The following is a 19,358-nucleotide window of genomic DNA, read 5'->3' on the forward strand; positions in this document are numbered from 1 at the left end:
CTATGTTATGAAACTACTAAAACTTCTCCTTGCAGCGGCCCTGGTGTGCAGCTCGTTCGCCGCCTCCGCCGCGCCCGATCCCGCCACCGCGCTGCCGATTGACCCGCTGGTCAAAATGGGCAAGCTGCCAAACGGCCTTACTTACTACATCCGGCAAAACCATCGTCCGGAGAAGCGCGTGGAACTGCGCCTGGTGGTGCGCGCGGGATCGGTGCTGGAGGATGAGGACCAGCTCGGCCTGGCCCACTTCACCGAGCATATGGCATTCAACGGCTCCACCCATTTCAAGCGCCATGAACTCGTGTCCTGGTTGCAGTCGGTGGGCGTGAAGTTCGGCGCCGACCTGAATGCTTACACCAGCTTCGACGAAACGGTGTACATGCTGCCGATCCCGGTCGACAAGAAGGAAAACCTGGACAAGGGCCTGCTGGTGCTGGAAGACTGGGCCCAGGGCGTGACCTTCAACGATGCCGACATCGATAGTGAACGCGGCATCGTGCTGGAAGAGCAGCGCCTTGGTAAAGGAGCTGCCGACCGCATGAACAAGGTGCTGCTGCCGAAGATGTTCAACGGCTCGCTGTATGCGCGCCGGCTGCCGATCGGCAAGGAGGAAATCCTCAAGAACTTCAAGCCGGAGGCGATCCGCCGTTTTTACAAGGACTGGTACCGCCCGGACCTGATGGCCGTGATGGTGGTTGGCGACATCGATCCGCAGGAGGCCGAGCGCCTGGTGATCAGCCATTTTTCCAGCCTGGTGAATCCAGCCAGGCCGCGTCCGCGCAACTACGCGGTCATCCCGGATCGCAAGGAGTCTGAAGCGATCGTCGTGACCGACCGCGAGTCGCCTTCCAACCTGGTGACGATCCGCTACCCATTCCTGCAGCGCAATGAGTCGACGACCGTGGGTGAGTACCGCTCCAGTATCGTGGAGCAGCTCTCGGCTGCCATGCTAAGCCAGCGCATCACAGAACTGTCGCAGCAAAGCAATCCGCCATTCCTGCAAGGTTTCAGCAGCATGGCGAAGGCGGTGCATGGCCACCGTTCCTTCGTTTCCAGCGCCGTGGTGGGCAAAGCTGGTGCACTGCCGGCCATCCGCGCCTTGGTGGAAGAGGGCGAGCGTGCCCGCCAGCTCGGTTTCAGCGCTGCGGAACTCGAGCGTGCCAAGAAGAGCATTGCCCGCTTCGTCGAGACCCTGTACAACGAGCGTGATAAGACCGAATCGGCGGTTCATATGAGCGAATACACGCGCCACTTCCTTGACGGCGAATCGATGCCGGGTATCGAGAACGAGTACAACTACCATAAGGACCTGCTGCCGAGCATAACGATCGAAGAAATCAATGCCCAGGTGCGCACTGCCATTCCAGTGGGCCAGAAGAAGCTGGTCATTTTCATGGGCAATGACAAGTCGGGCACCGTGGTGCCGGACGCAAACCAGATGCTGGCCACGGTGGATGCGGCGGAAAAAGCCACCGTTGCCGCGCATGAGGAAAAAGCATTGGCTGCCAGCCTGATGGCGCAGCCTCCCAAGGCTGGCCGCATCGTCAAGGAAAGCACGGACAAGACTCTGGGCGTCACTGAGCTGACGCTGTCGAACGGCGTGAAAGTCATGCTGAAGCCGACCGATTTCAAGAACGACCAGGTGCTGATGACTTCCATCCGCTTCGGAGGCCAGTCGCTGGCCGAGGAAGCCGATATTGTGAACGCGCGCTACGCGAGTTCAATCCTGGCCAGCATGGGCGTGAAGGATTACGCGCCACTGGACTTGCAGAAGATCCTGGCCGGCCGCAGTGTGCGTTCCGCCTACGGCATGAGCGGTTTGACCGAGGGCTTCAGCGGCGGATCGAGCAGCGCCGACGTGGAAACACTGATGCAGCTGGTCTACCTGCAAATGACGCAGCCGCGTCGCGACCAGGCCTTGTTCGGCGTCTTCATCGACAAGCAGCAGGAGCAGGCGCGCAATGCGCTGGCGCGTCCGGAGGCTGTGCTGACCGACACCATGCGCACCACCGTGTTCGGCAACCACCCGCGAGTAGGGCTGACGCCGCGTCCGGAAGAACTGGACGGCATCCGCCTGGACCGCGTGATGGAAATGCACAAGGAGCGCATGTCCAGCGCCTACGGCATGACCTTCATCCTGGTCGGCAGCTTTGACCTCGCAAAAATCAAGCCGCTGATCGCGACCTACCTCGGCGGCCTGCCGGCGGCGAAGATCCCGACTGCCTACAAGGACCGCAATGTGCGTCCGGTACGCGGGGTGGTGAAGAAGGAGGTGCGCCGCGGCCGTGAGCAAAAGAGCCAGGTCGATATTTCCTTTACCGGTGCGGTGAAGGTTGACGATGTCGAGCAGATGCGCCTGCGCGCCCTGGTCGAAATCATGCAGATAAAGGCCACTGAAGCCCTGCGCGAGCAGCGCGGCCTGGTCTACACCGCGAATATTACGGGCGGCATGGGGCGTCACCCCTACGGCAATTACACCATCAACATCGGCCTGCCGACTGCGCCGGAAAACGTGGACAAGGCAATCGAAGCCACTTTTGCCGAGGTGCGCAAACTGCAGGAGAAAGGTCCTGAGGAGGCTGACCTGGCCAAGGTGAAGGAAAACTGGACCGCGAACTATCGCAAGGCGCTGCGCGAAAACGGCTGGTGGCTGGCCGGTTTGCAGTCGTCGCTGATCAACAGTACCGACCCGAAACAGCTGCTGCGCCAGGGCGAAATGATCGCCAGCCTGAAAGCGGCGGACGTGCAGGCCGCAGCCAAGCGTTATTTCGACTTCAATAATTATGTGCAGGTGGTGCTGCATCCGGCCGAAGAAAAGGCGGAAGCCAAGCCGGATGCCAAGCCGGCCGCAAAGCAGGATGCGCCCGCCGAAACTGCTAAACTTCCGGCTGGTTCCTGATTTTGAGTTGTCGTAAATGCATGGTTTTCGTCCCGACCTGGCGCGCTGGCGCCAGCTGCCATCGCCTGCCTGGCTGGCGCGCCTGCTCGCAGGCGTGCCCGTCCTGGCAGCGCCGGGCGGGGCATGGCGCCTGTTTGAAGTAGGCTGCGACAGCCTCGCCGCCTTTGAAAGCGGCCATAATCCGGACGCCGGCTACATCGATACCAATCGCCTGGAGCGGCAGCCGCTGTGGAATAAGGTGTCCGACGACGCCTTGCTGGCGCTCTTGCTGGAAAACGGCATCCGCCACGACACCACCGTCATCCTTTACGGCCGCAACTCGCTGGCCGCCGCCCGCGCCGCCCACCTGATGCTGTACGCCGGCGTGGCCGACGTGCGCCTGCTCGATGGCGGCCTTGATGGCTGGCTGCGCGCCGGCCAGACGCTGGAAGAAGGGGCTGGACCGGCGCCACAATCGGCAGCCAGCTTCGGCGCCGCCTTTCCGGCACGTCCCGACTACCTGATCGACACCGTCCAGGCGCGAGAACTGCTGCAGCAGCCGGACGGCGCTCTTGTCAGCATCCGCACCTGGCAGGAGCATGTCGGTGCCACCTCCGGCTACAGCTATATCGAGGCACGCGGCGATATTCCCGGCGCACGCTGGGGCCGTGCCGGCAATGACGGCGATGTGCACAGCATGAGCGAATACCAGCATGCCGATGGAACGATGAAGCCTTCTGCGGAAATCAGCGCGCTGTGGCGTAAGGCGGGGATCGAGCCCGGCCAGCGCACCGCTTTTTATTGCGGCACCGGCTGGCGGGCTTCGCTGGCATTCTTCTATGCCTGGTTGATGGACTGGGAACGCATCAGCGTGTACGACGGCGGCTGGTGCGAATGGAGCCGGGTCAATCCGCCTGCATCATGTAGCGGATCGCGGCTTTAAGCTGCGCGGCATCCAGCTCGGGCTTTCCGCCGCGGGCGGGCATCGCGCCCACTCCCTGCACAGCATTGCGTACCAGGCCGTCGATGCCGCCTGCGCGCGCCATGCGCTCCTGCCACTCCTTGCGCTCGCCGAACTTCGGTGAACTGACCATCACATTCTCGGTAGCGTGACAGGCGATGCATACCGACTCATACACTTCGCGGCCGGTGCTTTGCGCAGATGCCGCGGAGGCGGCCAGCAGCCCGCAGGCTGCCAGCAGGGCGCTTGCCAGGCGCATGATTATTTCTTGCCTTCTTTGGCGTTGAACATCTCCTTGGCGTAGACGATGCCCAGGCCGTAGCCGCCGCCGTGTTCAGAAGCGATCTTCATCACTGGAGCGTAGGTCTCGCCGCGCGCCCAGTCGCGCTGCAGTTCCAGCATGTATTGCAGCCAGGTGATCGGACGGGCGCCGGCCTGCACCATGCGCTGCACTGCCATGTCATGCGCTTCCTTCGATACGCCGCCCGAAGCGTCGGTCACGATATAGACCTGGTAGCCCTGGTCGATGGCCGAAAGTGCAGGCTGCACCAGGCATACCTCGGTCCACAGCGCCGCCATCACGACTTTCTTGTGACCGTTCTTTTGCACCGCGTCGACCACGCGCTGGTCTTCCCAGGTGTTCATGGTGGTGCGGTCGATCGGGGTTTGTTCAGGGAATACCGCCTGCAGTTCAGGGAAAATCGGGCCGCTGAAGGATTTTGCTGCGACCGTGGTCAGGATGGTCGGCACCTTGAAAGTCTTGGCCGCCTTGGCCAGGCCGGTCACGTTGTTGCGCAATTCGGCGATATCGATGGAGCGGGTGGCGAAAGCCATTTGCGGCTGGTGGTCGATCAGCAGCAGGGTGTGGTTGCTTGGCGTGAGCAGCTGTTCGGCTGGCGGTGCGGCGTGGGCGCTGGCGCTGAATGCGAGGATCACTGGCAGGGCGGCTTTGATCAGGGATTTGAAGTTCATGGTGTGCTCCGTAGTTGTGGGGTTGCGATGGAGTGAACTTTAATAAATTCGCGTTTCGTAATAAACTAGCGATTACGCAAATGATATTTACGTAAAATGGAACAATATGACCTGATCGACCTGCGCACCTTCATCACGGTGGTGGAGAGCGGCAGTTTTGTACGCGCCGCCGAGCAACTCGAGGTCAGTACCGCCGCCATCAGCCGCCGCATCGCCACGCTGGAATCTGCCCTGGGCAGCCAGCTGATTACCCGCACCACGCGCCGCAACGACATCACTGATACCGGGCGCGCCTTTTACGCCGATGCGCAAGCCGTATTCCAGCTGCTCGATGAAGCGCAGGACCGCGTGCGCCAGGGCCAGGATACGGCCAGCGGCACCTTGCGCGTGGCGGCTCCGCTAAGTTTCGGCATCCAGAAAGTGGCGCCGGTGCTGCCGCCCTTTATGAAGCGCCATCCGGACCTGAAGGTGCAGCTTTTGCTGGAAGACCGCACCACCGACCTGCATGCGGAAGCGATCGATGTGGCGCTGCGCATCGGCTTCCTGCGCGACTCCTCGCTGGTTGCCACGCGTATCGGCACGGTGGAAAGGGTTTTCGCCGCAGCGCCGTCCTACCTGCGGCGTGCCGGCAAGCCGAAGACACTGGCGGGATTGCGCGGCCACTCGGTGTTAAATTACAGTCTGCTCAGCGTGCGTGAGGAATGGGGGCGGCTGATCGGCGACCCCGGGGAACAATTGGATTTGAAAGTTCCCCTTGCCGCCAATAATGCCGAGGTGCTGGCCGAATGGGCGATCCAGGGCATGGGCATCGTGCTGTTGCCGGAATTCGCGCTGGCGCCGGCGCTGGCTGAGGGGCGGCTGGTGCAGTTGCTGGCCGATGCCAGCCCCGAGCCCTATGGCCTGTTCGCGGTGCGCCCGTCACGCCAGTTCACGCCGGCGAGGCTGCGCTTGTTCATCGATTATCTGAAGGAATGCGGTTTCTGACGGAGGTGCAAATGGAACACCTGCCTGGCCCCAGCGGCTTGCCGCTGGTTGGGAATATTGGACTCGACGCGGTGCGTTTTCACCAGACGCTGGAGCAATGGGCGCGCGATCACGGCCCGATCTACCGTTTCCACATGCTGGACCGGCGCTTCATCGTCACCAGCCGGCGTGCCGACATCGGGCAGATCCTGCACGACCGCCCGGACCAATGGCGGCGCACCAGGCGCATTGCCAGCATCCTGGAGGAAGCCGCAACGGGCGGCGTGTTCTCGGCCGAAGGCGAGGAGTGGCGCCGCCAGCGCAAAATGGTGATGCATGCGCTCACGCCGGAAGTCATCAACCGCTTCCATCCCACCTTGACGGCCATGACGGAGCGCCTGCGCTTGCGCTGGCTGGCGGCGGCCGAAGCAGGGCAGCAGCAACGCCTGCTGCGCGACCTGAAAGCCTTTGCCCTCGACGTGGCCATCGGCATGGCCATGGGCCAGGACCAGAACATGCTGGAGCATGAAGACAATCCGCTGCAGCAGGATATCGAATTCGTTTTCAGCCAGGTGGCGCGCCGCGTGGTGGCGCCTGTTGCCTACTGGCGCACGGTGAAGCTGCCCGCCGACCGCGCGACCGATGCGGCGGGCCTCCGTATCCGCACCACGGTGGACGGCTTCATCGCCGACGCGCGTGCGCGCATGGCGGCCAACCCTATCCTCTACGACAAACCCACCAACCTGCTGGAAGCCATGCTGGTCGCGAGAGACCTGCCGGACTCCGGCATCAACGACCGGGTGGTGCAGGCCAACGCCCTCACCATGGTCTTTGCAGGCGAGGACACCACGGCCAATACCATCGCCTGGCTGCTCTACCTGCTGTCGAAAAATCCGCAAGCGGCGGCGCGACTGGCGCAGGAGGCCGACACCGCGCCCGCACTGGACCAGATGCCCTACCTGGAGGGCTGCGTGCAGGAAGCGATGCGGCTCAAGCCTGTTGCGCCGATCATGGCGGCGGAAGCGGTGAACGATGTGGCGCTCGACGGCGTACAGGTGCCTGCCGGCGTCGTGGTATTTATGCTGCTGCGCCATTCTTTTGCGCTCGAAACGCCGCTCGAAGATGGCGCTGAATTCCGTCCCGAGCGCTGGCTCGATTCCGCCATCAAGCAAAAGCTCGATGACCCTGCGCGCAAGATGGTTCCCTTCGGCGGCGGCCCGCGTTTTTGCCCGGGGCGTTACCTGGCCATGTGCGAGATCCGCATGGTGATGTCGATGCTGATGCGCAGCTTCACCATCGAAACGGCACCCGATGCGCCGCCGGTGGAGGAAATGTTCACCTTCACCATGACGCCAAGTGCGCTGCCCTTGCTTTTGCGTCCGCGACAGCTGTGATAGGCTTGCTCGCATATCAATATTTCAAGAGGCGAGCATGTTGAAAAAGATTTCGATGGCCCTGATCCTGGTGCTTGTTGTGATCCTGGGCCTGGCGCTGATGCAACCGGACAGCTTCAAGGTGCAGCGCAGCGCCGCCATCAAGGCGCCGCCGGCGAAAGTCATGGCTTACCTGAATGATTTCCACCAATGGCCAGCCTGGTCGCCGTGGGAAAAGCTTGACCCGAACATGCAGCGTACCTTTGAAGGCGCTGCGAGCGGCAAAGGCGCCGTCTACGCATGGAAGGGCAACGACGAAGTCGGCCAGGGACGCATGGAGATTCTCGAAAGCGTTCCGGCGCAGTTGGACATCAAGCTCGATTTCATCAAGCCTTTCGCATCGTCCAACCGTACCGAGTTTGCGCTGCAGGAACAAGGCGACACCACCGTGGTCACCTGGACCATGACAGGGCCAAGCCAGTTCGTCACCAAGGTGATGGGCGTGTTTTACAGCATGGACAAGATGATCGGCAAGGACTTTGAAAAGGGCCTGGCGCAGTTGAAAACGGTCGCGGAAAAGTAGGCGCCGCAGGCGGCGGCAACAGGAAAGTGCAAGGCGGCCAACAGGTCTATACTGGAGTTAATCACTCCGCCAAGGGGCTGCCATGAAACCCATCCTGTTGTTCGCCGCAGCCCTGCTGGTTGCCCAAAGCGTGCTGGCCTCACCCGTGCGCACGGACCATCCCATCGTCGGCACCTGGCGCTTTGAATTGCCGGACGGCTCCTGCCACGAGATGTACCGCATCAGCGCCGACGGCACGGCCCTGATCACCAGCGCGGCCGAGATAGCGGAAACCGAATTCGATATCGACGACCAGCCGGACGGCGATGGTTTTTATCACTCCCATGACAAGATCGTGAAGGACAACGGTAAAAAGGACTGCACCGGCGAGGTGACCGAGGTAGGCCACGTTATCCAGGCCTTCATCGTGTTCCACCCATCGAACAATATGTTCCTCATGTGCCAGAAGCGCGATATGGGCAGCTGCATCGGCCCCTTCATCCGCGTGCACGGAACCGAGATTTAGCGGCCCGCAGCCCGCCAGGCCCCTGGATTCATCCCAGACCATTCGCGGAAGGCATGGGTGAAGGCGCTTTGCTCCTGGTAGCCAAGCAGGAAGGCAATATCGACCAGCGAAAGATTGGGCTGGCGCAGGTAGTCGCGCGCCAGCGCAAAGCGTGCTTCGTCGAGAACCTGCTGGAAGCTGGAGCCGGCATCGGCCAGTTTGCGCTGCAGGGTGCGCGGCGCCAGGCCCAGGTCTTCGGCCACGCTGGCAACGCGTACCTGGCCTTGCGCCAGGCGCTGAACGATGGCCTCGTGCACTTGCGCCGCAATACCGCCGCCGGCGGGAGTTGCGCGCTGTTTCAGCAAGTTTTCCGCATGCTGTTGCAAGACAGGGTAGAGGCTCACGTCCGCATTCGGCACCGGCCAAGCCAGTAGCGCGGCTTCAAACTGCGCAACATTGGCCGTAGCATGGAAGCGGGGCAGGGCGCCGAACACGCGCAGGTATTCAGCATGGCCGGATGGATCCCCGCCGTCGTGCATCAACGATAGTTCGGCCGGCGGCAGCGTGGTCCCGGCCAGCCAGTTGCCAAAAACGCGGATGCCGGCGAACACGCTGTCGACCAGGTGGCGGCAGTGCGGCGGGTAATTGGAATGCCAGGTGTAGTCGGCCAGCGCGCCGTGGATTTCGAGCGTTGAGCGTCCCAGGTCATGCGCCAGCTGTTCGTAGCGCATGGTTTGCTCGAAGGCCTGGCCGAAGTCGCGGCAGCTAAGCAGGATCAGTCCATACACGGTGTAGGTGCCCAATTTGACGCGCTCGCCGACGTGCAGGCCGAAATGCGGGTCATTGGCCAGTTCGGCGGCGATGTCCAGCAGTTTGACGTAGGTGGCCGCTGGCAGGGCTTCCGGCAGCGGTTCCAGCGCGCCTGCGGGAAGGCCGGCCTCCTGTTCCAGCGCCTGCGCCGTCACGCCGCGCGCCGCTGCTGCCTCCAGCATGGGTTGCAGGTAAGAGCCCGCAACGCGGGCGGATTTGGCATGATCGAGCAATTCGGCTGGCATGAAAAAGCAATACTGACAGAGGGCGATGGGTTAAGCTTTCTTGAGTAAAGTATAACAAGGGATTGCACATGAAACGTTGGAACGGTTGGGGCGAGGAGACATTCGAGTATCCGCTGCATGACGATGCGCTGGCTTTTCTGGCCAGCCGCATCGGCCCGGGCAAGCCGGTGCAGGATGCCAGCTTTGACGCTGCTTGCGCCTCGCTGGCGCCATCGCGCCTGCCAGGGCACTCGTTGGTCGACGCCACGCCGGCCACGCGCCTGCGCAATGCGCTTGGCCAAAGCCTGCCGGACTGGCTCAAGCTGCGCTACGGCCGCATCGGCACCGCTCCGGACGGCGTGGCTTATCCCGAAAGCGCACAGCAGGTGCGCGAGCTGATTGATTTTGCGCTGCGCAACGGCGTGTCGCTGATCCCGCAAGGCGGCGGCACCAGCGTGGCCGGCCACCTGACGGCGCCGGCCTGCGACAAGGCCGTGCTGGCGGTGAATATGACGCGCATGGGCCGCCTGCATTACCTGGACAAGCAATCGCAGCTCGCTACCTTCGGCGCTGGCGTGCTGGGTCCCGACCTGGAGGCGCAACTGCGCGCCCAGGGTTATATGCTGGGCCACTTCCCGCAATCGTTCGAATACTCCACGCTGGGCGGCTGGGTGGTTACGCGCTCCTCTGGCCAGCAATCGCTGCGCTACGGTCGTATTGAGCAGATGTTTGCAGGCGGGGTGGTGGAGACGCCGCAAGGCCGCCTGGATATCCCGACTTTCCCGGCTTCGGCCGCCGGCACCGACCTGCGCGAGATCGTGCTCGGTTCGGAAGGCCGCATGGGCATCCTGACCGAAGCCACCGTGCGTGTCAGCCCGCTGCCCGAATATGAAGCTTTCCACGCCGTGTTCTTCCCCGACTGGGAACGCGCCGAAGCTGCCGTCCGTGCGCTGGCACAGGCGCGCGGCGGGCTGTCGATGCTGCGCCTGTCGAACCCACTGGAAACCGTGACCATGCTGGCGCTGGCCGGCCACAAGCGCCTGATTGGCCTGCTGGAAGGCTGGCTGAAACTGCGCGGCTGCGGCGAAGGCAAATGCATGCTGATGATCGGCGCCAGCGGTCCACGCGGCCAGGCGCGTGCCGCGCTGCGCAGCGCAATCTCCACCTGCCGCGGCTTCAAAGGCGTGCACGTTGGCCGCCGCATGGGCGACAAGTGGAAAGAAGGGCGCTTCCGCAACGTCTACCTGCGCAACGCCGCCTGGCAAAAGGGCTATGTGATCGATACGGTGGAAACGGCTGTCGACTGGCCGCGCGTGGCGCTGATGATGAACGCGGTCGAGGCGGCGGCAACCGGCGTGTTGGGCGGCATGGGCGAGAAGGTGCACACCTACACCCACCTGTCCCACCTGTACGCGCAGGGAGCAAGCGTCTACACGACTTTCGTCTATCGGCTGGATGGCGATTACGAGACTGATATGGCGCGCTGGAGGGCGCTCAAGCACGCCGTCAGCATGGCCATCGTCGATAACGGCGGCACCATCAGCCATCAGCACGGCGTGGGCAGCGACCATGCGCCATACCTCGCGGCGGAAAAGGGGGCGGCTGGCATGGCGGCCATGCAGGCGCTGTTCTCACACTTCGACCCGCAAGGCATTATGAATCCCGGCAAGCTGCTGCCGGCAGGGCAGGCGGCATGACGGCGGCGGCTGGCGGGCCGGTGCCGCACTGGCAGTCCGGCGGCCGCGCGCAGCTGGCCAAGCTGCTGGCCAGTGAATGGGACCTGCTGGTAGTCGGCGGCGGCATTACCGGCGCTGGCATCCTGCTGGAAGCCTCGCGCCGCGGCCTGCGCGCACTGCTTGTCGAACAGCGTGATTTCGCCTGGGGCACGTCCAGCCGCTCCTCCAAGCTGGTGCACGGCGGCCTGCGCTACCTGAAGGAAGGCCAGTTCGCCCTGACCCGCGAATCTGTCCACGAACGCGACGCGCTGCTGCGCGACGCGCCCGGCCTGGTCGAACCGCAAAGCTTCGCGTTCGGCGACTATGAAGGCCGCAAGCCGGGCAAACGCGCCTTCCTGCTTGGCCTGGCAATCTACGACCGCATGGCCGGCCAGCACGGTCGCCACTATTTCGGCGCGCAAGAATTCCTCGCGATGGCCCCGCATATCCGCACTGAAGGGCTGCACGGCGGCATCTGCTACCAGGACGCCAAGACAGACGATGCCCGCCTTGTGCTGCGCGTTTTGCAGGAAGCGCAAGCGCACGGCGGCGTGGCGCTCAATTACTGCGCCGTGAACAAGCTTCTGCGTAAAGGCGGCGCCGGCAGCCGTGTGCATGGCGCGCTGCTGCGCTGCGCGGTGAGCGGCGAAACGCATGAAGTCCAGGCGAAGCTGGTGGTGAATGCCACGGGCGCGTGGGCGGACCGCTTGCACGACAAGGCGGAAGCGCGGCTGCGCCCCCTGCGCGGCAGCCACCTCGTGCTGCCCGCCTGGCGGCTCCCGCTGGCCCAGGCGATCAGCCTGATGCACCCGCGCGACGGCCGCCCGGTGTTTGCCTTCCCCTGGGAGGGCGTCACCATCGTTGGCACCACCGACGTCGACCACCGCGCCGACTTGCAGCAGGAAGCCGCGATCACCCAGGAAGAAACCGACTACCTGATGGAAGCGCTGCACGACCAGTTCCCAACGCTGGCGCTGCGCGAGGACGACGTGCTGGCCACCTATGCCGGCGTGCGCCCCGTGATCGACACGGGCAAGGCCGATCCATCGAAAGAGGCCCGCGACCACGTGCTGTGGCAGCAGGAAGGCCTGCTGACCGTCACCGGCGGCAAGCTGACGACTTTCCGCGCCATCGCGCTGGACGTGCTGCGCCACGCCGCGCCCCAGCTGCCGCACTGGCAGGCAGACCTCGGCCCGCGTCCCATCTTCGCGCCATCGCCGGCATCGGCATCCGCAGCTGCTCGCCAGCAGCGGCTGGCCCCCGGCCAAGCCCTGCGCCTTCAAGGCCGCTATGGCGCCCAGGCCGTCGCGCTGGCCGCAGCCGCACGCGATGGCGAATTGGAAGAAATCCCCGGCACCCAAACGCTGTGGGCACAACTGCGCTGGGCCGCGCGCCACGAATCCGTGCAGCACCTGGAAGACTTGATGCTGCGCCGCAGCCGGCTGGGCATCCAGCTGACGCAAGGAGGCGCTGCCGTACTGGCCCGCGTGCGCGCCATCTGCCAGCCCGAACTTGGCTGGGACGACCAACGCTGGGCTGCCGAAGAAGCGGCATATCTGGCATTATGCCGATCAAACTACAGCCTGCCGAAAGCACGCGCATGAGCAAATACCTCCTCTCCATCGACAATGGCACGCAAAGCGTGCGCGCGTTGCTGTTCGACTTGCAGGGCAACCTGGTCGCCAAGACCCAGGTGCACCTGCAGCCAGCTTACTACTCCGAGCAGCCCGGCTGGGCCGAGCACAAGGCTGAAGGCTACTGGGACGCCGTCTGCGCCGCCTGCCAGCGCCTGTGGACCGTTACCGACATCCCACGCAACGCAATTGCAGGCGTAGCAGTAACCACCCAGCGCGGCACCGTGGTCGCCGTCGATGCTGAAGGTACGCCGCTGCGCGCCGCCATCACCTGGCTCGATCAGCGCCGCACCGAACAAATACCGCCGATCGGCCCGTTGTGGAAAGCCGCCTTCAAGCTGGCCGGCGTGGACGGCACCATCGACTACTTCCGCCGCGAAGCGGAAGTGAACTGGATCAAAGCCCACGAGCCAGGGCTGTGGGACCGCACGCATAAATTCCTGCTGCTCTCCGGCTACCTGAATTACTGCCTGAGCGGCCGCTTCGCCGATTCCATCGGCTCGCAGGTCGCCTACATGCCCTTCGACTACAAGCGCCACGCCTGGGCCGGCGCGCGTGACTGGAAATGGCAAGCGCTGGCTGTGCGCCCCGAGCAGTTGCCCGAGCTGGTGCAGCCGGGCACCGTGATCGGCGCCATCAGCGCTGCCGCTGCCGCAGCCACCGGCATCCCGGAAGGCGTGCCGCTGATCGCCGCCGCAGCCGACAAAGCCTGCGAAGTGATCGGCGCCGGCGGCCTTGAGCCGCACATTGGCTGCCTGAGTTACGGCACCACGGCCACGATCAACACCACCACCAGCAAATATGTCGAAGTCACGCCCTTCATCCCGCCATACCCGGCAGCGATACCGGGCGCCTACAGCACCGAAGTGCAGATCTTCCGCGGCTACTGGATGGTCAACTGGTTCAAGGAACAATTCGGCCACCTCGAACAATCAGCAGCGGTGGAGCAGGGCATGCCTCCCGAAGCCTTGTTCGACCGCCTGGTAAATGAAGTGCCGCCAGGTTCGATGGGCCTGATGCTGCAGCCGTATTGGAGCCCCGGCATCAAAGTCCCCGGCCCGGAAGCCAAAGGCGCCATGATCGGCTTCGGCGACGTGCACACGCGCGCCCACATGTACCGCGCGATTCTGGAAGGGTTGGCCTACGCCCTGCGCGAAGGCCGTGAAAGGATTGAAAAGCGCGGCGGCACGAAGATTACCGAACTGCGCGTGGCAGGCGGCGGCTCGCAAAGTGACGCCGCCATGCAGCTGACAGCCGACATCTTCGGCCTGCCCGCCGCACGTGCCCATGTCTACGAAACGAGTGGATTAGGCGCAGCGATTGCGATTGCCGCTGGCCTGGGCCTGCACAAGGACTTCAACACCGCCATCAACGCCATGACCCGCAAGGGGCGCGTCTTCCAGCCCGACCCCGCACACCGCAAGACTTACGACCAGCTCTACCACCGCGTCTACCTGAAGATGTACAAGCGCCTGCAACCGATGTACGCCGAAATCGCCGAAATCACCGGCTACCCCGAAAAGCTATAAAGCAGAAATGTCCACCGTGGGGTCAGGAACGAAAGTGGACATTTCCGAAAGAAATGTCCACTTCGGTTCCTGACCCCAAGGTGGACATTTAGCGTTTGGCGAGGGCGGCGCGGGCGGCTTCGATGGCGGTGGTGGGAGGTCGCGTGGCGCGGACCTGGTTGCGGCCGTCTTCTTTGGCCGCATACATGGCGCGGTCGGCGGCAACGAACAGCGATTCGATATTGTCCGTTGGAGTGGGGCACAGCGTCGCTACGCCGATACTTACCGTGATATGGGGCGAGGTCGCGGAGCGCGGGTGCGGAATGTGCAGCGATTCAACGTGTGTGCGGATCGATTCGGCCATCTGGTAGGCGGAATCGGCATCGGTCTCGGCAAACAGCAGCACGAATTCTTCACCGCCGTAGCGTGCGGCGAGGTCGGTCACGCGCAGCGCGTGAGCGCTGATTGCTTGCGCTACCTGCTGCAGGCAGACGTCGCCCTGGGCGTGCCCCAGTGTATCGTTGAACAGCTTGAAGTGGTCGACGTCCAGCACCACCAGCGACAGCGGGGCGCCGGTGCGCATGGCGCGCTGCCATTCCTTCTCGAGGAAGGAGTCGAAGTGGCGCCGGTTCGCAATTTTCGTCAGCGGGTCGATCATTGCCGCGCGCTGCAGCGCGTCTTCAGAAAGCTTGTGGTGCGTGATGTCGTGCAGCAGGCCGATAAACAGCGGCTGGCGCAGGAACATCGGCGTCAGCGTCAAGTCCATGCACACGGATTTGCCGGTGCGGTGGCGTATGATCACTTCGCGCGTGCCGTGGCTGTGCGCCGCTTCGGGATTGGCGGCGTAGCGCGCAAAATATTCGAGGTATTCGCCTGCCACCAGCGGGTTGAGCAGGTCGGAAATCGATTTGCCCGCCAGTTCGTGCGACATGTATCCAAGATACTGGTCGCAGGCCGGATTGGTGAACTGGATGCGGCCATCGGCTTCAATAATCAGCAGGCCTTCTGCCATATTGTTGACGATGGTGCGCAGGCGTTCCGATTGTTCCTGCTGCGTTTCGGTGGCGAAGCGGATCTGCAGCTGCGTGCGTACACGCGCGCATACCTCGGCCATGCGCAGCGGCTTGCCGATGTAATCGACGGCGCCCAATTCAAAGCCGGTCACCACGTCTTCCTGCTCGTTGCGGGCGCTCATGAACAGCACCGGGATATCTTCAGTGGCAGGGTGCGATTTGAGCTGGCGGCAGGTTTCAAAGCCATCCATGCCTGGCATGATCACGTCCAGCAGGATCAGGTGCGGATGCACGCGGCGTGCAATTTCCAGCCCGCGCTCGCCGGAGTTGGCGACGTACGTTTGGTAACCCTGCTCGACCATCAACTTGCGCAGGACCGAGAGGTTGTCCGGCGCATCATCAACAATCAATATCACAGCGTCACGCCGTGGTGTAAAGCTGGTACCGCCTTGATTCATGCTGACTGGAGGTGAGTAGGATATGCCGTTGATAATACCGTGTTGCCAACTGGAATTGTAAAAATTCAAGGAAGGTTTTGCCTAAAAAAGACGTTGAAATAATGAAAGTTGATCAAAGTTTCCAGTAATCCAAGGAACTATGTGACATTTTGTGTATATTGAGACATGTTTATTAACGTTGAATCAACGGTAATTCTGCTCGTTTTTTCATGATTTTTTTCTGTCCAGAAAGCAATAGGATATCGGTTCTTATAACTTTCCGAGGCACAAATGAAAAAACTTCCGCTCCTGCTGGTTCCAGCCCTGCTTACCCTGGCTGGCTGCAAGGTGATCGACACCGGCGAGGTAGGCTTGCGCGTCAACTTCGACAAGACCGTTGAAGCCGATGAGCGCGTGGCGGGCAGTTTCAACCAGACCATCATCGGCAACGTCCTGACCTTCCCGATCAAAGATGTCAGCGTCGACGTGCGCGACCTGATGCCGCTTGCTGCCGACAATTCGACGATGAAGGATTTCGACCTGGCGGTGATCTATAACATCACGCCGTCGGCCGTGTCGGACCTGTACGTGAACAAGAGCCGCGCTTTCCACACGCAGGATGCCAGCGGCGATATTTATCTGATGCACGCCTACATCTACCAGACTGCGCGCAATGCGGTGTACAAGGTCGCGCGCAAATATGAGGCGCTGAACATGAACGATAACCGCAGTCAGATCGAGCAGGAAATCCAGGCGACCATGGTCGCCACGCTGGCCGATGAAAAACTTAATGGCATTGTGATTTCGCAGGTGCGCGTGGGCAGCATGGTGCCGAGCGATGCGGTCAAGGCCAGCGCCGACAACCTGGTACGCGCCAAGAACGAAGAGAAGACTAAGGAAGTCGAGGTGCAGATCGCGAAGAAGGAGGCGGAACGAATCGCTGCCCTTAACTCCAATGCCGGCGCCATCTCGTACATGCAGGCGCAGGCCCAGATGAAGATCGCGGAAGGCATCGCGGCCGGCAAGGTGCAGACGGTGGTGATCCCGTACGACTTCAAGGGCATGGTCAACGTGACCAGCAAATAAGTGGGCGGGCCCGGGGCCGCGTGTCATAATTGTTTGCAGCGATTGACGACATCGGGAGGCAGCATGCTGGACTTCATGCGTGGGCTGCGCGGGCTGGATGGAGGCGCGGCCATGTTGGCATTGATGCTGTTGGCTGGGCTTGCGCCTCCAGTGCAGGCGCAAAAGGTTCAGGCGCCTGCGTGCCCCTCGCGCCCCATCGTGGTCGGGCTTTACGAATTTGGTAATTTCTACCGCGCCGGCGCGGGCCTGGACAAGGATCTTGCTGAAGAACTGCGCAAGCGAAGCGGCTGCAATTTCTCCTACAAAGTCATGCAACGGCGGGCGATCTGGCCCGCTCTGCAAAGCGGTGGCGTCGACATGACATTTTCTGCAGTAGGCACGCCGGAGCGCATGATGTTCGCCTGGGCCGAGCCCTATATGTGGGTGCGGAATATGCTGGTGATGCGCAAGGACGCCAGCATTGGCGTGCATTCGCTGGCCGAATTCATCGCGGACCCCAACCTTCGGCTTGGCCATGGTCGCGCCCACGCCGTCGGACCGGCGTACGAAGATTTCGTCATGCAGTTGCGTAACATCGGCCGCGTGGAGGACGTGGACGATACCGACCGTATGTACGCCATGTTCAAGGCGGGGCGCTTCCAGGCCCTCGTGGCGCCTAAGCTGGTGTACGGCAGCTACCTGAAAGATGAAATCGCGGCCGGTGCTGTACGTGTCGAGGACTGGGGCACGACTAAGCCAAACGTTTCCACGAACTTGATGATGTCGAAGGCGCACTTCAGTGCCGAGGAGTCGCGGCGTTGGGGCGCTTTGCTGAAAGAGATGCGCGCCGACGGCACCCTGCAACGCATGATCGCCCGCTATGTCGGGGCGGATGATGCGGGCAGGATGGTGGCGCAGGTTCCCTGACATTTACTGCCTGAGAGTTGGCCGCGAATAGGCGGTAGTGCGGGCCAGTTCTTCGTGCGTGAAGCTGGCGCGTGCGTCGTCGCAGCCGATGTTGGCGGCGCACGCTGCCTGCAAGGCTTCTACACGCTGTCGCCAACTGGTCTCCGCAGCTTCCATCCGGGCCAATGCGTCGACTTGCGCGGCAGGCATGCCGGCACTGCGCAGGCGATGGACCTCATGTTCGCCTTTGCCTTGCTTGCGCGCGTCACGCACGGCAGCCTCGATGCTTGCGAGGGCAGGCGCCGCGACAGTTGCGCCGGGCAAAGCGGCAGGTGTAATGGCGGATGCATCGATTGCTGCGGCGGCCGATGGCCGCGCAATTGTTCGCGAAGCATCGGGCGCCGCGGCCTCGTGTGTCGGCGCCGCTGCGGGCACGCTGGCGACAGCGTGCCACAGTGCTGCCAACGCGCCGATCGCTGCGATGGTAATCGTCGCCCTCACGATCACAGTCCCCGAATGATACTAAGCAGGTTGTCGTAGATCGGGTAAACCGCCCACGATGGCGAGTCCCATCCAATCACGTCGAAGTGGTCGTACTGGTCGTAGTAGCCGATATAGTTCCAGCTTCCCTTGACCGGCGTGCCCTCGAAATTGCGGTACGGCTGCCCGGAAGGCCAGCGCATCGAGTTGGTGTTCACCACACCGTCGTTGACATACCATTCCGGCCCGCGTGAAGATCCCATGCCTCGCTGGAGAATAGACGGCACCACCCATTCACCCGCAGTATTCTTCAGGAAGAAGATCATGTCGTTGCGGGCGTACTGGTAATCGCTGCTCTGGAAGGGCGCGATGACGCGGTCCGTGTTGTTGCAGCACCAGTGGCCTTGCTCTGTAGCGCGCGAGCCGATGGAGAAGTAGTAGACGTTGGGCGAAGTTTTTACCCAGCTGTTCAACTGCGTGGCGCCGTCGGGAGCCAGGTCCCACTGCGCCGCGTCGAGGTTGGATAATTGCCAGAAGGGTGAGGCGTGCGTGCGGTCGATGAAATCGCCAATCGATTCGGCTGGCCCTTGTGCCAGCCCGTACTGTTCGAGGCGGAACTTGTAGCCCGAACCGCCCGAGCCGCCAAGGCCCGCTACCTGCACGATGCTGCCCGCCAGCTCCGACACCTTCGGCACGAAATCAACGACCACATCTCGCAGCGTGGTGCCGTTGTGTGGCGAAGAAATCGATGTCGCGCTTTTGACCCAGCCCACTTTGCCGCCGGCGTACAGAGCGCCGCTGCCTTCGCTGCCGGCGCCGTTAGGCCCACCATTTTCCAGCAGTTGGATCAGGGTGCGGATGGTCTGGCCGCCCTGGCTGTGCGAGACAAAGTGCACCGGGTGCTGCGCATCCCATTGCGGGTACAGCGCGAGCGGATAGTTGTTGGGATTATTGGCCGGATCGGCGGCCCAGCATTTGCCGGCCGGCTTTTGGATATGGCCTGCGGCGGCATTGTCCGCCGTGTGGCGCGCACCGTAATCGGCGCAGCCGCCTTTGATCTGGTAATACAGTTCTACCGCGCGGTCCCAGTTCGAGCTGACCGGGCCAACGCCGGCAACGAATACAGGGCGCTGCGTGGCGCGGATATGACCCGCGATGTCGTTGAAGCCGCCCCAGTATTTGAAGCCGGTGGCGGCAAAGGTTTCCGGCCCGAAGCCGAGGAAGCCGTGCACCAGCACGACCGGATCGCTGTTCGCAGCATAGGTGGTGGAGGATGCGGCCAGGCAGGCGGCAACAACGAGTTTCGATAGCACTTTCATGCGGGTGTCTCCCGTGGTTATTGTGTGATTTCA

General features: G+C 62.7%; 17 protein-coding genes. 11 read left to right on the top strand and 6 right to left on the bottom strand.

Annotated elements, in window-relative coordinates:
• The first annotated feature begins 7 nt into the window (after nucleotides 1-7).
• Both AC1RTP_RS03400 and AC1RTP_RS03405 read left to right on the top strand, forming a co-directional pair.
• Nucleotides 8-2,899 (top strand): M16 family metallopeptidase, encoded by a 2,892-nt coding sequence (locus AC1RTP_RS03400; protein ID WP_498604732.1) that lies wholly within the window; start codon nucleotides 8-10, stop codon nucleotides 2,897-2,899.
• A gap of 16 nt (nucleotides 2,900-2,915) precedes the next feature.
• Entirely contained in the window at nucleotides 2,916-3,821 is a 906-nt protein-coding gene (locus AC1RTP_RS03405) for a sulfurtransferase (protein ID WP_498604733.1), read from the top strand.
• On the opposite strand, the gene AC1RTP_RS03410 is transcribed toward AC1RTP_RS03405, so the two are convergent.
• Together AC1RTP_RS03410 and AC1RTP_RS03415 are read right to left on the bottom strand one after the other, a co-directional pair.
• A complete protein-coding gene (locus AC1RTP_RS03410; RefSeq protein ID WP_498604735.1) occupies nucleotides 3,784-4,098 on the bottom strand; it encodes a c-type cytochrome in 315 nt (104 codons plus the stop codon). The two genes, AC1RTP_RS03405 and AC1RTP_RS03410, sit on opposite strands and share 38 nt — an antisense overlap.
• 2 nt (nucleotides 4,099-4,100) lie before the next feature.
• Nucleotides 4,101-4,811: a hydrolase gene (locus AC1RTP_RS03415; protein ID WP_498604736.1), complete on the bottom strand. Its 711-nt coding sequence runs from the start codon at nucleotides 4,809-4,811 to the stop codon at nucleotides 4,101-4,103.
• Between the two features lie 96 nt (nucleotides 4,812-4,907).
• Here AC1RTP_RS03415 and AC1RTP_RS03420 point away from each other — a divergent pair, with 96 nt between their 5' ends.
• From AC1RTP_RS03420 to AC1RTP_RS03435, 4 genes are all read left to right on the top strand, one after another.
• Nucleotides 4,908-5,795 (top strand): LysR family transcriptional regulator, encoded by an 888-nt coding sequence (locus AC1RTP_RS03420; RefSeq protein ID WP_498604737.1) that lies wholly within the window; start codon nucleotides 4,908-4,910, stop codon nucleotides 5,793-5,795.
• Between the two features lie 11 nt (nucleotides 5,796-5,806).
• Nucleotides 5,807-7,168: a cytochrome P450 gene (locus tag AC1RTP_RS03425; RefSeq protein ID WP_498604738.1), complete on the top strand. Its 1,362-nt coding sequence runs from the start codon at nucleotides 5,807-5,809 to the stop codon at nucleotides 7,166-7,168.
• 37 nt (nucleotides 7,169-7,205) lie between these two features.
• Nucleotides 7,206-7,730 carry an SRPBCC family protein gene (locus AC1RTP_RS03430; RefSeq protein ID WP_498604740.1) on the top strand — a complete coding sequence of 175 codons (525 nt, stop codon included), beginning with the start codon at nucleotides 7,206-7,208 and terminating at the stop codon, nucleotides 7,728-7,730.
• 82 nt (nucleotides 7,731-7,812) lie between these two features.
• Nucleotides 7,813-8,235 (top strand): hypothetical protein, encoded by a 423-nt coding sequence (locus AC1RTP_RS03435; protein WP_498604742.1) that lies wholly within the window; start codon nucleotides 7,813-7,815, stop codon nucleotides 8,233-8,235.
• Here the strand turns inward: AC1RTP_RS03435 and AC1RTP_RS03440 are convergent.
• Nucleotides 8,232-9,269, bottom strand: coding sequence for an AraC family transcriptional regulator (locus AC1RTP_RS03440; protein WP_498604743.1), 1,038 nt, complete (start codon nucleotides 9,267-9,269; stop codon nucleotides 8,232-8,234). The two genes, AC1RTP_RS03435 and AC1RTP_RS03440, sit on opposite strands and share 4 nt — an antisense overlap.
• Before the next feature lie 68 nt (nucleotides 9,270-9,337).
• Between AC1RTP_RS03440 and AC1RTP_RS03445 the strand changes: the two genes are divergently transcribed.
• The 3 genes from AC1RTP_RS03445 to AC1RTP_RS03455 are packed head-to-tail and all read left to right on the top strand — an operon-like array spanning nucleotide 9,338 to nucleotide 14,126.
• Nucleotides 9,338-10,945 (top strand): FAD-binding oxidoreductase, encoded by a 1,608-nt coding sequence (locus AC1RTP_RS03445; protein WP_498604744.1) that lies wholly within the window; start codon nucleotides 9,338-9,340, stop codon nucleotides 10,943-10,945.
• Entirely contained in the window at nucleotides 10,942-12,567 is a 1,626-nt protein-coding gene (locus tag AC1RTP_RS03450) for a glycerol-3-phosphate dehydrogenase/oxidase (protein WP_498604746.1), read from the top strand. The genes AC1RTP_RS03445 and AC1RTP_RS03450 overlap by 4 nt, the downstream gene beginning before the upstream one ends.
• Entirely contained in the window at nucleotides 12,564-14,126 is a 1,563-nt protein-coding gene (locus AC1RTP_RS03455; RefSeq protein ID WP_498604748.1) for an FGGY-family carbohydrate kinase, read from the top strand. The genes AC1RTP_RS03450 and AC1RTP_RS03455 overlap by 4 nt, the downstream gene beginning before the upstream one ends.
• An 88-nt stretch (nucleotides 14,127-14,214) precedes the next feature.
• On the opposite strand, the gene AC1RTP_RS03460 is transcribed toward AC1RTP_RS03455, so the two are convergent.
• The gene (locus AC1RTP_RS03460; protein WP_498604749.1) at nucleotides 14,215-15,576 is read right to left on the bottom strand and encodes a diguanylate cyclase domain-containing protein; all 1,362 of its coding nucleotides are present in this window, start codon (nucleotides 15,574-15,576) and stop codon (nucleotides 14,215-14,217) included.
• Nucleotides 15,577-15,846: 270 nt separating this feature from the next.
• Here AC1RTP_RS03460 and AC1RTP_RS03465 point away from each other — a divergent pair, with 270 nt between their 5' ends.
• Both AC1RTP_RS03465 and AC1RTP_RS03470 read left to right on the top strand, forming a co-directional pair.
• A complete protein-coding gene (locus tag AC1RTP_RS03465; RefSeq protein ID WP_498604751.1) occupies nucleotides 15,847-16,641 on the top strand; it encodes an SPFH domain-containing protein in 795 nt (264 codons plus the stop codon).
• A gap of 63 nt (nucleotides 16,642-16,704) precedes the next feature.
• The gene (locus AC1RTP_RS03470) at nucleotides 16,705-17,547 is read left to right on the top strand and encodes a substrate-binding periplasmic protein (RefSeq protein WP_498604753.1); all 843 of its coding nucleotides are present in this window, start codon (nucleotides 16,705-16,707) and stop codon (nucleotides 17,545-17,547) included.
• Nucleotides 17,548-17,550: 3 nt separating this feature from the next.
• Here the strand turns inward: AC1RTP_RS03470 and AC1RTP_RS03475 are convergent, their stop codons facing one another.
• Both AC1RTP_RS03475 and AC1RTP_RS03480 read right to left on the bottom strand, forming a co-directional pair.
• Nucleotides 17,551-18,027 (bottom strand): hypothetical protein, encoded by a 477-nt coding sequence (locus tag AC1RTP_RS03475; protein ID WP_498604755.1) that lies wholly within the window; start codon nucleotides 18,025-18,027, stop codon nucleotides 17,551-17,553.
• Between the two features lie 2 nt (nucleotides 18,028-18,029).
• Nucleotides 18,030-19,325: an esterase/lipase family protein gene (locus AC1RTP_RS03480; protein ID WP_498604757.1), complete on the bottom strand. Its 1,296-nt coding sequence runs from the start codon at nucleotides 19,323-19,325 to the stop codon at nucleotides 18,030-18,032.
• Nucleotides 19,326-19,358 lie beyond the last annotated feature (33 nt).

The sequence above is a fragment of the Pseudoduganella sp. GW821-FHT11H04 genome, assembly GCF_058807935.1.

Coding starts and splice junctions, on each gene's coding strand:
- AC1RTP_RS03435 (WP_498604742.1), top strand. CDS start 7,813: ATGAAACCCATCCTGTTGTTCGCCGCAGCCCTGCTGGTTGCCCAAAGC.
- AC1RTP_RS03450 (WP_498604746.1), top strand. CDS start 10,942: ATGACGGCGGCGGCTGGCGGGCCGGTGCCGCACTGGCAGTCCGGCGGC.
- AC1RTP_RS03445 (WP_498604744.1), top strand. CDS start 9,338: ATGAAACGTTGGAACGGTTGGGGCGAGGAGACATTCGAGTATCCGCTG.
- AC1RTP_RS03455 (WP_498604748.1), top strand. CDS start 12,564: ATGAGCAAATACCTCCTCTCCATCGACAATGGCACGCAAAGCGTGCGC.
- AC1RTP_RS03460 (WP_498604749.1), bottom strand. CDS start 15,576: ATGAATCAAGGCGGTACCAGCTTTACACCACGGCGTGACGCTGTGATA.
- AC1RTP_RS03465 (WP_498604751.1), top strand. CDS start 15,847: ATGAAAAAACTTCCGCTCCTGCTGGTTCCAGCCCTGCTTACCCTGGCT.
- AC1RTP_RS03420 (WP_498604737.1), top strand. CDS start 4,908: ATGGAACAATATGACCTGATCGACCTGCGCACCTTCATCACGGTGGTG.
- AC1RTP_RS03430 (WP_498604740.1), top strand. CDS start 7,206: ATGTTGAAAAAGATTTCGATGGCCCTGATCCTGGTGCTTGTTGTGATC.
- AC1RTP_RS03480 (WP_498604757.1), bottom strand. CDS start 19,325: ATGAAAGTGCTATCGAAACTCGTTGTTGCCGCCTGCCTGGCCGCATCC.
- AC1RTP_RS03415 (WP_498604736.1), bottom strand. CDS start 4,811: ATGAACTTCAAATCCCTGATCAAAGCCGCCCTGCCAGTGATCCTCGCA.
- AC1RTP_RS03400 (WP_498604732.1), top strand. CDS start 8: ATGAAACTACTAAAACTTCTCCTTGCAGCGGCCCTGGTGTGCAGCTCG.
- AC1RTP_RS03405 (WP_498604733.1), top strand. CDS start 2,916: ATGCATGGTTTTCGTCCCGACCTGGCGCGCTGGCGCCAGCTGCCATCG.
- AC1RTP_RS03470 (WP_498604753.1), top strand. CDS start 16,705: ATGCTGGACTTCATGCGTGGGCTGCGCGGGCTGGATGGAGGCGCGGCC.
- AC1RTP_RS03440 (WP_498604743.1), bottom strand. CDS start 9,269: ATGCCAGCCGAATTGCTCGATCATGCCAAATCCGCCCGCGTTGCGGGC.
- AC1RTP_RS03425 (WP_498604738.1), top strand. CDS start 5,807: ATGGAACACCTGCCTGGCCCCAGCGGCTTGCCGCTGGTTGGGAATATT.
- AC1RTP_RS03410 (WP_498604735.1), bottom strand. CDS start 4,098: ATGCGCCTGGCAAGCGCCCTGCTGGCAGCCTGCGGGCTGCTGGCCGCC.